Source organism: Acinetobacter sp. Colony158 (assembly GCF_019264745.1).
Taxonomy (GTDB): Bacteria; Pseudomonadota; Gammaproteobacteria; order Pseudomonadales; family Moraxellaceae; genus Acinetobacter; species Acinetobacter ursingii.
Window position 1 is genome coordinate 2971575 of sequence record NZ_CP078523.1, and the last position, 11697, is coordinate 2983271.

9 protein-coding genes are annotated in these 11697 nt (G+C 40.2%); 3 read left to right on the top strand and 6 right to left on the bottom strand.

Annotated features, from left to right (window positions below):
* Positions 1 to 2: 2 nt before the first annotated feature.
* Together dnaX and JR005_RS12240 are read right to left on the bottom strand one after the other, a co-directional pair.
* Entirely contained in the window at positions 3 to 2258 is a 2256-nt protein-coding gene (gene dnaX / locus JR005_RS12235) for a DNA polymerase III subunit gamma/tau (RefSeq protein ID WP_218665168.1), read from the bottom strand.
* Positions 2259 to 2361: 103 nt separating this feature from the next.
* Positions 2362 to 3864, bottom strand: coding sequence for a SmvA family efflux MFS transporter (locus JR005_RS12240; RefSeq protein WP_044436888.1), 1503 nt, complete (start codon positions 3862 to 3864; stop codon positions 2362 to 2364).
* Positions 3865 to 3985: 121 nt separating this feature from the next.
* Between JR005_RS12240 and JR005_RS12245 the strand changes: the two genes are divergently transcribed.
* A complete protein-coding gene (locus JR005_RS12245; RefSeq protein ID WP_151832839.1) occupies positions 3986 to 4579 on the top strand; it encodes a TetR family transcriptional regulator in 594 nt (197 codons plus the stop codon).
* Between the two features lie 68 nt (positions 4580 to 4647).
* Positions 4648 to 5163, top strand: coding sequence for a GNAT family N-acetyltransferase (locus JR005_RS12250; protein WP_004989113.1), 516 nt, complete (start codon positions 4648 to 4650; stop codon positions 5161 to 5163).
* Position 5164: 1 nt separating this feature from the next.
* Here the strand turns inward: JR005_RS12250 and JR005_RS12255 are convergent, their stop codons facing one another.
* From JR005_RS12255 to JR005_RS12265, 3 genes are all read right to left on the bottom strand, one after another.
* Positions 5165 to 6427 carry a serine hydrolase domain-containing protein gene (locus JR005_RS12255; protein ID WP_218665169.1) on the bottom strand — a complete coding sequence of 421 codons (1263 nt, stop codon included), beginning with the start codon at positions 6425 to 6427 and terminating at the stop codon, positions 5165 to 5167.
* 63 nt (positions 6428 to 6490) lie between these two features.
* Positions 6491 to 7345 carry a MaoC family dehydratase gene (locus tag JR005_RS12260; RefSeq protein ID WP_218665170.1) on the bottom strand — a complete coding sequence of 285 codons (855 nt, stop codon included), beginning with the start codon at positions 7343 to 7345 and terminating at the stop codon, positions 6491 to 6493.
* Between the two features lie 114 nt (positions 7346 to 7459).
* A complete protein-coding gene (locus JR005_RS12265; protein WP_151722516.1) occupies positions 7460 to 8851 on the bottom strand; it encodes a 3-oxoacyl-ACP reductase in 1392 nt (463 codons plus the stop codon).
* 241 nt (positions 8852 to 9092) lie between these two features.
* On the opposite strand from JR005_RS12265, the gene JR005_RS12270 reads away from it, so the two are divergent.
* Positions 9093 to 10649, top strand: a complete 1557-nt coding sequence (locus JR005_RS12270) for an acetyl-CoA C-acetyltransferase (protein WP_005004228.1) — start codon at positions 9093 to 9095, stop codon at positions 10647 to 10649.
* A gap of 91 nt (positions 10650 to 10740) precedes the next feature.
* Here JR005_RS12270 and JR005_RS12275 read toward each other — a convergent pair whose 3' ends face one another.
* Positions 10741 to 11697, bottom strand: a complete 957-nt coding sequence (locus tag JR005_RS12275) for an alpha/beta hydrolase (protein ID WP_416378500.1) — start codon at positions 11695 to 11697, stop codon at positions 10741 to 10743.

The following is an 11697-nucleotide window of genomic DNA, read 5'->3' on the forward strand; positions in this document are numbered from 1 at the left end:
CATCATGATTTTAACTGGATATTTTGTAATTCACCTTGAAATGTTTCCAATAAACTTTTGACCACAGGATCTTTTTTCAACAAATGTTCGGCTCGTTGAAAGGCTTTTTGTTTACGTTCCGCTTGTTTTACAAATGGTGTGATACCTGAAACTTCAGCATATTGCACTGAAAACTGGGTATTTGGCCACAAGGTTTTAATTTCGGTTTCCAAAGCATGTTGAAGCTGTGAAAGCATACCTTCGTATTGCTGCGGAATGGTAAATGTACATAGTCCGTCTATTTGACCTGACATCAGACCATGCTGGGCCAACTCCTGAACAGCAGGTGAAAGTTGACTATTTCTAAACCAGTACTCCCACTTTTCCAGCGTCCATTCGCCATCAAGAACTTCCGCAGAAAGTTTAAGAATTTCTTGTGGCATTAAATCTTCATGACGCGACGCAACAGGTTGATGTTCTTCAAACTGTATGGTCTGGGCAGTGGATTCAAAATTCACTGCGGCGTCAGTAGCTGAAATGCTAGGATTTTGGGCATTTTCATGTAGATTTTCTAGAGGTTTACTAGAGTCTTCAATATTTTCTGAGAGTGAAGATACCAGTCGATCTGATGAAACATTCTCTGATGAAACAATACCATCTTGAGCTGAGAGCATGTCTCGCTTTGCCTCGCCCAGAGGTTCGATAGATTCAACTAGAAAAGAATCCTGCGATGGATCGACTATATCTGATTTAGTTAAGAGTTCTTCTACAGGAAAAACCTGCATCTCATCGACTGACATCGCTGGTACAGGTTTTTCTATATCGAATCCAATCAACTCATCTGAATTTGCATCAAAGACCACCACACTTTCTTGTGTGTCAGTTGCAGGTGCAGCAGAAGACTCCAACGCTTCATGATCCATGGCAATCAATTGCTCTGGTTCTTCAAAGGTTTGAGATTCTTCCTCAAAATTTTCAGTATTAATTAGGACTGAATTGGCTTCGGCTTGAACAGGTTTAGAAGATATTTGCTGAATATGCGAAACAGCCGTCAAATCATCTTTGGGCAAATCATGTGCGGATAAGTTATCAGTGGAAAAATCATGTGCAAATGTCGACGTATTTGCTTCAAAGCTAGGCTGTACAGTTTCAGATGACATTTCTGAAGGTTGTTCAAGCACAACTTCATCGATTGCTAAAGGACGAAATGCCAACAAACGTAGCACACACATCTCGAAACCTTGTTCTTGAGTCACGGCGAGCTGTAGTTCTGCTCGACCTTTACAGGCGATCTGATAGTAAAGCTGTAAATCCTGGGCCGACACCATTTTTGACAATGCTAAAATCTTTTGATTGATTTCCTCACTATATTTGAGGCTTAACTCAGGTAAATATTGCAACAAGGCTAGCTCATGTAAGGTGGAGATCAACTGATCCAGTACCAGTGATAGATCAAGCGCTTGTTGGCGGAATTGTAGTAATAATTGGCTGACACGCGCCTGTTGATTTTGATGAATTGCAATGATCAGATCATAGATAATGGTTCGATCAATCAGCCCCAACATTTCCTTAACATCTTGATGATGGACTTCACCTTGCCCGTAAGCAATCGCTTGATCTGTTAAAGATAAAGCATCACGCAAAGACCCTTGCGCAGATTCTGCAATCTGCCAAATCGCATCTTTGTCTGCACTGATCTGTTCTTTGTCTAAAATAGTCGTCAGATGTTCGGTAATTTCATCTACAGCTAAAGGACGCAAGGTGAATTGTAAGCATCGAGAAATCACCGTAATTGGAAGCTTTTGCGGATCTGTGGTTGCAAATAAAAACTTCACATGTTCAGGCGGCTCTTCCAGAGTTTTGAGCAAGGCATTAAATGAATGTGTAGACAGCATATGCACTTCATCAATCAAATAAACCTTAAAACGCCCCTGAGTTGGTGCATAAGGCACATTGTCCAAAAGCTCACGTGTATCTTCAACTTTAGTACGTGATGCCGCATCAATCTCGATCAGGTCAATAAAACGACCTTCATTGACAGCGCGACAAGTTGCACAGACTTCACAAGGTGTAGAAGTAACGCCTGTTTCACAATTTAGACATTTTGCCAAAATACGCGCAATCGTGGTTTTACCCACGCCGCGCGTACCTGTAAACAAGTAGGCATGATGCAAACGTCCACGCTCAAGCGCACTGGTGAGTGCACGCGACACATGGTTTTGCCCGACCAATTCAATAAAATTACGAGGACGGTATTTTCTAGCCAGTACTTGATACATGAATGCTCCTTAATGTATTTATAAGGATACTGTTTTTTTGTCCGATAGTGAATGAATTCAGCAACAATACATCAACAAGCAAATATTAAATAAACAAATTGTTTTAATAGCTATTCTCCTCATCACTTACTTGCTTAGAAGGCAATGCCCACCACACAAAACCAGATAAAATTAAAAACAGGCTTCCTGCAATCGCGAGTACTTTCGCATGTGAATGACTAAAGGCATCTGATGCTGCCTGAGTCAATGCAATTACTAAGCTTTTATCATCAAGTTGTTGTGCAATTTGCATCGCTTCAGCAATTGAATGACTTGCTGTTTGAGCTAACTCAGATGGTAAACCATGCGGAATCAATAAAGATTGCGTATAGAAAAAAGAAAGTAAAAGACCAAATATTGTAATCCCTAAACCCGCACCGAGTTCATATGCCATACCCTCTATTGCCCCAGCTGCGGTTGCTTTGTGTGGAGGCACAGCAGTCATAATCGCAGCAGTTGATGAAAGCAATGCAATTTCAACGCTGATGCCCATAACAATCATAAGACCCCACGTTTGCACATGTTGTGTATCAAAATTAGTAAGCGCAAAACCCCATAGACTAAAGGCACACATCATCATCCCTAAAGTAGCGACTGGGCGAAGTCCATAACGATTCATTAAAAAACTAGTAAATGGCCCACCCAAGCTAATCGCAATCATAAAAGGTAAGATAAATAAGCCTGCCTGCAACGGTGTATAACCATAAACAAACTGAAGTTCTTGCGACAACAAAAGCTCGAATCCGACGAGTGCGATCATCGCCACAATTGCCATGACCATGCTGGTGGAAATCACAGGATGCTTAAACAAACTAAAATCAATCATTGGACTTGCTGATTTTAACTGCTGTTTAACAAAGAGGATCAAAGCACCGAGTCCAATCACAAACAATAAAATAATGAAATAATTCAATTCATGCGTCGCTGTTTTAGCGGCATAAATGATCATTAAAATTGCACTGACTAAAATAAGTGCCTGTAACAGGTTTAAAGGCTGCTTAGATTCAACTTTTTGTTTTGGTACGATCCAAACCGTTAAAATAAGTACGAGGATAATGATGGGCACATTTATTAAAAACACAGCGCCCCAATCAAAATGCTCTAAAATAAAACCACCGAGTAGCGGACCAAAAGCTGCTCCACCGCCACCAACTGTTCCCCAAATCCCTAGCGCATAATTACGTTGTCTTTCATCTAGAAAACTGTTGCGGACACCTGATAATGTGGCAGGAAGAATCATGGCAGCGCCTAACCCAAGTAAAGCGCGAGCCAAGATTAGCATATCAGCCGATTGAGCCAATGCCGCCATTAAAGATGCCAGACCAAAGATCGTCGCCCCTATGATCATTAGGCGTTTAAAACCAATACGATCCCCCAACGCTCCCATTGGCAGAATAAAACCTGCCATAATCAAGGAATAAATATCCATGACCCAGAGCATTTGGTTATTACTGAGTGCCAAAGTTGCGCTTAAAGTCGGAATCGCGACATGCAAAATGGTGGCATCAATCGAGACTGGCAAATAAATCAAAACGATGATTGCAAGAATCATCCACTTGCGGTACATAAAACACCCAATTTAAAGTTGGACACTTGTTCAAATTAAAATCATTATACTCAAACTTGAACAAACGTCCAACTTTTATTAAACTTCAATTCAATGATGATAAATATTGAAAGCCGAGCGAATGAACTATTTAAATCGTGAACAACGTCGTGACATGATTTTAGCTGCTGCTAAAACTTTGGCATTAAAAGAAGGTTTAAATGCATTGACCGTTCGGGCGATCGCAACGCAAGCACAGGTTTCTACAGGTCAAGTTCATCATCATTTTGAGTCTGCCTCACACTTAAAAGCGCAAGTTTTTATTGAATTGATGGATCAATTGAATGAACTTGAAGCTCAGGTACTTACAGATTCATGGCTTCAACGTATTTCTTTACTATTGGGTTGCGAAAATATCGAGCAAACTCAGCCTTATTTACGACTTTGGAATGAAGCTGAAATTTTGATAGAACAAGATATCGAAATAAAAAAAGCCTATAACCTCACCATGCAACGATGGCACAATGTATTGGTGCAGTTGATTCAAGATGGGATACAACAAAAGCAGTTTAAAATGCTTGAAACGACAACCGCTCAAGATGTGGCATGGCGACTCATTGCTTTTGTGTGTGGTTTAGAAGGAATTTATCAACTTGGTCTACAAGGCTTAGATGAGCCATCGTTTCAACGTCATGTGGAAATCATGATTAAAATGGAATTAATGAATTCAATCTAACTTTATATTTGCAAATGATTATTATTTATATATGATAATTAAGTTCTTTAAACATATATAAATTTACTATGTTTGCTACTCCAAGTCTTAGTTCTCCTAGACTCAATATAGAAACTTTTAAGTTACAGGATTGTCCTGATATTTATCCATGCATTACGTCAAGTTTGACTCAATTTATGTCTTGGGAGCCAGCAAAATCTTTTGCGGAATTTGAGTCGATTGGTAAAAGCTGGATACATGCTCAAACTCAAGGCACAGATCAACATTTTGTGCTAAGAGATAAAAGCTCTCAAAAGTTTATTGGCTTAATTGGCATTCACCGTATCCATACTCAAACGCCTGAATTTGGTTTATGGATACGTGAAGATGAACACGCCAAAGGCTATGCCAAAGAAGCATTGAAGTCGATTTATGATTGGGCGGTTTTAAACCTTGGAAGTGATTATTTTGTTTATCCCGTCGCAGAACAAAACTATGCTAGCCGAAAACTTGCAGAGGGTTTGGGGGGAAGCATCAACCGTGTCAAACAACAACCCAAATATATTCAGATCACTTATCACATTCCTGCAAAGCTGAAAATTTAAATTAAAACCAGCCCTTACGCCCTGTTAATATCAGGTCTCCACAACGCAAGGTTTCTTGAGTCAATCCCCATAAACGATAATCCCCCGTGATCGAACCAATTTTAAAATTATGAGTATAAGCAAAGCTTAAGTTTCGATCTGGATCGCACCATGCTCCCGAACCATTATAACCGATGTGTCCAAAGCCATTTTTTGTACGTTTGCCCATCGTTAAAACGCGATGATAACCCAGTCGCCAGTTCATCGGAATCGGCATGACTCTATCTCTTGCATAACTTTGAATCGTACTCAGTTGCTGAAAAACCTCTGGCTGAATGAAGGTCTGACCTTCCCATCGACCACCATTGGCAAGCATTGCGTAGATCTTACTTAGGCTATTCGCTGTAAAAGTACCATTGGCAGCAGGAATAATCGCTTGCAGTCCCTCATCACTAAAGAAACTAAAATTTTTCATTCCTTTTGGGATCATCGCATCCTGAAAATCCTGTGGATTTTGTCCTGTCCATGTGACTAATTTATCGGCAAGAGATGGTTTATGTGCTTTTACTTTCTTTGTTTTAGCGTCTTGAGAGTTTTGCTCGATTGATCTTTTTTGTGGAATTAATCTAGCAACACGATCCAGCTCTGAACTCGGCACACCAAAAAATGCACCGTCTAATTGCAAAGGTTTGACCAAATAAGTTTGCATTAAATCGGATAAACCGCGTCCAGTCGCTTTTTCAAGTGCTCCTCCTACTAACCAGCCAAATGTTAATGCTTGATAAGCATTGCTTTGATTAACAGCAAAACGTGGCGTCGCTTGTTCAAACACCTGTAACATATGTGACCAATTCAGCATTTCACGTGCATCCTCAATCAAATTGCGAATGTCGTACAAACCGCTTTGATGACTCAATATATGTCTGAGTGTGATCTTCTCCTTATTGTTCTGCCCAAACGCTGGCCAATAATGTGCAATTGGAATGTCATATTCTATCAAGCCCTCACTGACTAAAATATGTGTCAAAGTTGCTAATACACCTTTTCCAGTTGAGTAACAAACAGAAAGCGTCTCATCATTCCATTGTTCAGTCTGAGATTTTTTACCTGTATAAATATCAACCACTTTTTGCCCGCGAAAATAAACGGCTAAAGCTGCTCCGCCTTGTTCAGTCCGCGCATCCTGCAAACGGCTAAATTGTTCTGCCAAATCGTGAAAACGCTGATCAATCAAACCATGATAATTCTGTTTATCTGCAAATAAAATTTCTGTTAAAGCGCTCATTCTTGTTCCCTCATTTTTTTCTAGTTTTATATAAAAAGCCCGAATTGATCGGGCTTTTGAAATTTACAAAGCGCTGACCGTCCCTGAAACATGCGGTTTTTTAGACTTTTCATTGCGAATTAAAAAATCAGTTTCCTTTGGCTGCTCTGCTGTCAAAAACTCAACTTTTGATGGCAAATACATTGGAAGTTTAAACCATACATCTGCTTCATAAGCGTCTGGTAAGTTGATATTGGCCAAAGCCTTAGCTTTACTCCACATTCCATGCGCAATCGCCTGTTTAAAACCAAAGGCTTTTGCCGTCACCGCATGAATATGGATGAGGTTAAAGTCACCTGAAACTTTGGCATAACGGCGACCTGTATTTTCTGCAATATCCCATACTTGTTGAAGTTGATACTCTGGTGTTCTGCTTTCTTTTGCTTTTTCAGTAGTCTTTTTCTCTGTCTTTTGACGAGACAAATAAGTGGTTAAACCTTGCATCACCATTTCATTACCCACTTTTGCAGTAGTAATGAAATCAAACTGAACGCCTTTATCATGCGGCTTTAACTCGCCAAATTTACAAGATAATGTTAAACGTTCATCTACTCCAATTTTACGTGTTTGTTTGACTTGATTACGAATATGAACCAAACCTAACACTGCAAATGGAAAAGCTTCTGTGGTCATCATATGCATCTGTAAACTCTGCGAAAGCACCGCTAAATAAATCGCAGGAATAAAACCATCATTTTTAAAGCCACAAACTTCATTATAAGCTTGCAAATGTTTTTGATCGACTTGAAATGAATCCACCACATATTCAACCTGTGGCAAAACTTTTGGACCCGTTGGCTTTTTAAATACCAGACCCTGAATGACTTTTGGATAAGCCAGATACGGTTTAGGAAGTTGGCTAAAATGGCGTGTATTCATGGTTGACCTTATTCAATTTTTATAGATTTACAATGAGGATACCCTCTCCTTAAACTGATAAAGAGAGGGCGAATATTATTCTATTTTCAAAGCGACCACATAAAAACTAGCAAATTATGCGCCGAGCAAGCTTTGCCCACAAACACGCACAACATTACCGTTTAGACCAGTTGATGCAGTTGATGCGTACCATGCGATTGTTTCCGCAACATCAACAGGTAAACCACCTTGATTCATCGAGTTCATACGACGACCAGCTTCACGAATCGCAAATGGAATCGCAGCGGTCATCTGAGTTTCAATAAAGCCTGGCGCAACAGCGTTGATAGTAATACCATTTTTCAACGTTGGCGCAGTAAATTTCACCAGACCAATTACGCCTGCTTTAGATGCAGCATAGTTGGTTTGTCCCAAGTTCCCTGCAATACCACTGATTGAAGAAACGCAAACAATTCGACCATTTTCATTCAAGCCATCATTAGCCAGTAGATAGTCATTGATACGTTCAGCCGCTGACAAGTTAATGTTAATTACCAGATCCCAAAGCTCAGGCTTCATATTGGCCAAAGTTTTGTCACGTGTAATACCAGCGTTATGTACAATAATATCCAAACCGCCCTGCTTTGCAGCAGCTGCTTTAATTTTCTCACCTGCATCAGCCGCAGTAATATCCAGACCTAAAGCCGAGCCACCAATTTCCGCTGCTACGCGATCAAGATCTGCTTGCTGCTGTGGTACATCCAGACAAATAACGTGTGCGCCATCGCGTGCCAATACATGTGCAATCGCTTCACCAATACCACGACTTGCACCAGTGACTAATGCCGTTTTACCTGCTAATGGCTGATTCCAATCTACTTTTACCACATCTGCTTTAGATACACGGATCACCTGACCAGAAACATACGCTGAACGTGGAGAAAGCAAGAAACGTAAAGTTGATTCGATATTATCCGCCGCGCCTTCATCCACATAGACGACTTGTGCAGTAATACCTTTTTTAAATTCTTTACCAACAGATTTTACAAAACCTTCAAGCGCACGTTGAGCAATTGCTTGTTTTACAGTTTTTGCTGATTCTGGTGTGGTGCCAATCACAATCACGCGACCAGAGCTTTGAATTTGACGTGCCACTGGATTAAAGAATTTATACAGTTCGTTCAACTGTTCAGAGTTTTGAATGCCAGACGCATCAAAAACCACCGCCTTAAATTTAGATTCTTTATCGCCTGAGTTAAAAGCACGTAAATTTAAACCAACTTTTGCGGCAGTTTGTTGTAACTCTGCATTATTGCCTGCATAGCTGTCCGCATGGATATTACTCAAAACCTGTGCAATTGCGCCAGATAAAGAACTTGAAGGCGCAGCACCAAGCAATACAGCACCATTGATCACAGGTTCTGCACTTTCAAAACGATCTAGCACCACAGGTGATGGTAAACCTAAATTTTTTACTACAAATTTACCAAGTGGTGATTGGGTAAATGCCTGGTATTGATCAGTCATGGTTATTATCTCTCATGCAAAAAATGTATGTATAAACTCAGCCAGATAATTGCTGTTTATATCCTTTGTTGGAAACTTGTGAACATATAGGTTCATGGATTTGAATAAAATAATACTTGAGTTAATCTTGATATGTCTTGACCTGAATGCAGTCTAGAATGTCATTCTAGTCAATACAGGTCTATTTTAATTATGTTAATGTACACCGCAAGAATATCATAAACATGCTTGGAAAAGCCTTATGAGCAAAACAACTCAAGACAATCCACAAGAGCAAACAGCACCGACTAATACTGCTTCGGATACTGTGTCAAATACATCAAAGCGCACTCCACGCGCAACTAAAAGTACAGCTTCAGGTACAGCGAAAGCAACCTCTGCAACTGCAACCAAAACACCACGTACACGTTCAAGCACTGCGCGTACAAAAACGACTGCTGCAACCAGTAAAACGCCAGCTAGTACAAAAGCATCAACTTCAACTAAAGCGCAACCTTCTGTTCAACAGGATCAAAACATGAGTCAAAACGCAATTCGCCGTGTCGCCATTATTGGTGGTAACCGTATTCCATTTGCCCGTTCTAATGGCGCGTATTTTAAAGCATCTAACATGGACATGCTGACTGCTGCATTAAATGGTCTGGTTGAACGTTACAACCTTCAAGGTCAACGCCTTGGTGAAGTCGTTGCGGGTGCGGTACTAAAACATAGCCGTGATTTTAATATGACCCGTGAGTGCGTACTGAACACTGCTCTTGCACCAGAAACACCTGCTTACGATATCCAGCAAGCTTGTGGTACAGGTTTACAAGCTGCTTTTGCCGTTGCCAATAAAATTGCACTGGGACAAATCGATGTTGCAATTGCTGGCGGTGTAGATACAACTTCGGATGCTCCTATCGCATTTGGTGACGGTCTACGTAAAGCTTTGCTTGAATTGAACATCGCAAAAACAGGTAAAGATCGTTTAAAGGCTTTAACTAAAATTAATTTGAAAGAATTGATGGATGCGCCAAAAAATGGTGAACCACGTACAGGTCTTTCAATGGGCGATCATGCTGCAATTACCGCCCTTGAATGGAATATTGGTCGTGAAGAACAGGATGAACTTGCTGCATCTTCTCATCACAAAATGGCAAAAGCCTATGAAGAAGGTTTCTTCGACGACTTAATTACCCCGTTTATGGGTCTTGAACGCGACAATAACTTACGTCCAGACTCATCAGTCGAGAAACTTGCCAAACTTAAGCCTGTTTTTGGTAAAGGTGAAAATGCGACCATGACAGCGGGTAACTCTACTCCACTGACTGATGGTGCATCTGTTGTTCTTTTAGCTTCTGAAGAATGGGCGAAAGCAAACGGACATGAAGTATTAGCATACTTAAGCTTCTCTGAAACAGCAGCGGTTGACTTCGTAAATAAAAAAGAAGGCTTATTAATGGCACCTGCTTATGCAGTTCCGCGTATGCTTGAACGTGCTGGTTTAAAACTACAAGATTTCGATTATTACGAAATTCATGAAGCATTTGCATCACAAGTGCTTTCTACACTTAAAGCGTGGGAAGATCCTAAATTCTGTAAAGAGCGTTTAGGCTTAGATGCTCCTTTAGGTGCAATTGACCGTTCGAAATTGAACATTCACGGCTCTTCTTTAGCTGCGGGTCATCCATTTGCTGCAACAGGTGGTCGTATCCTTGCGACTGCGGCTAAAATTCTCAACCAAAAAGGTTCAGGGCGTATTTTAGTCTCGATCTGTGCCGCTGGTGGTCAAGGTGTGGTTGCCATTGTAGAAAAATAAGTTTTATTTATTTTCTATCAATGTTTTGAAAAAAATCAGCATCCTATTTGGATGCTGATTTTTTTATAACTACTTAAAATTCTAATCAAACTCAAGAATGACGCTTGAGGAACTGAATAGACTGATCAAAAACTTCATGACTGGCTTTAAACCGCATATTAAAGTTAAAATCATGATTAATATTTTCGGCATAATCTTTGGTGTATATTTTCGAACTGACATCAACACCCAAATTTTTAAGCTTTTTAACCAATGGCTTAGTCTGAGTTTGAGTCAAAATATCCTGATCTGTTGCACTAAAATACACGGGTGGAAATTGCGCTGTGACCCACGGATAAGCAGACATCAAGTCTAATTGTTGATCCGTAGGATGAGGATAGCCACTGTATTGGGCAATGACGCTTTGTGCGCCCCAAGAAACGATTTTTCCAGCTTTTGCACTTGAGTGGTATAAGGTTTTTAAATCATAAACGCCACTATGTAAAACGAGTCCCTTCACACTTTGAGCAGATACAGACGCTTTCAAACTAAGCTGCTCTGCCATTTTAGGCGCATTTAATGCGGCAACATAACTACTCGTAATATTTGCACCTGCGGAATCACCACTAAAAAATACACGAGATAAGTCGATTGGTAATTGATTTTGGTGTTGAACAATATATTCAACTGCCTGATTTAACTCTAATACCTGTTGTGGATAAGCGGCTTGTGGAACTAAAGTATATTCAACATTGACTACCAAAAAACCTTGATCCGCAATCATTTTCGCATAGGGCAACATACTCTCTTTATTACCAGCAACCCAACCACCACCATGAACCAGAAAGACCACAGGAATCTTCTGATCGACCAACACTTCAGGATAAATAATATCCAACCTTTGACTCAACTGATCGCCATAATTTAGATCAGTTTTAACAATAAGCTGTTGATTAATATTTTCTTTGGCATATTGTTCAAGATATTGAACATTCTCTCGAGTTTGCTGATTATCCATTAATTTCGCGACCAGCGTGGTGGGTAAATTTTGACAGCCTGATGAAAARAT

Coding starts and splice junctions, on each gene's coding strand:
- dnaX (WP_218665168.1), bottom strand. CDS start 2,258: ATGTATCAAGTACTGGCTAGAAAATACCGTCCTCGTAATTTTATTGAA.
- JR005_RS12240 (WP_044436888.1), bottom strand. CDS start 3,864: ATGTACCGCAAGTGGATGATTCTTGCAATCATCGTTTTGATTTATTTG.
- JR005_RS12245 (WP_151832839.1), top strand. CDS start 3,986: ATGAACTATTTAAATCGTGAACAACGTCGTGACATGATTTTAGCTGCT.
- JR005_RS12250 (WP_004989113.1), top strand. CDS start 4,648: ATGTTTGCTACTCCAAGTCTTAGTTCTCCTAGACTCAATATAGAAACT.
- JR005_RS12255 (WP_218665169.1), bottom strand. CDS start 6,427: ATGAGCGCTTTAACAGAAATTTTATTTGCAGATAAACAGAATTATCAT.
- JR005_RS12260 (WP_218665170.1), bottom strand. CDS start 7,345: ATGAATACACGCCATTTTAGCCAACTTCCTAAACCGTATCTGGCTTAT.
- JR005_RS12265 (WP_151722516.1), bottom strand. CDS start 8,851: ATGACTGATCAATACCAGGCATTTACCCAATCACCACTTGGTAAATTT.
- JR005_RS12270 (WP_005004228.1), top strand. CDS start 9,093: ATGAGCAAAACAACTCAAGACAATCCACAAGAGCAAACAGCACCGACT.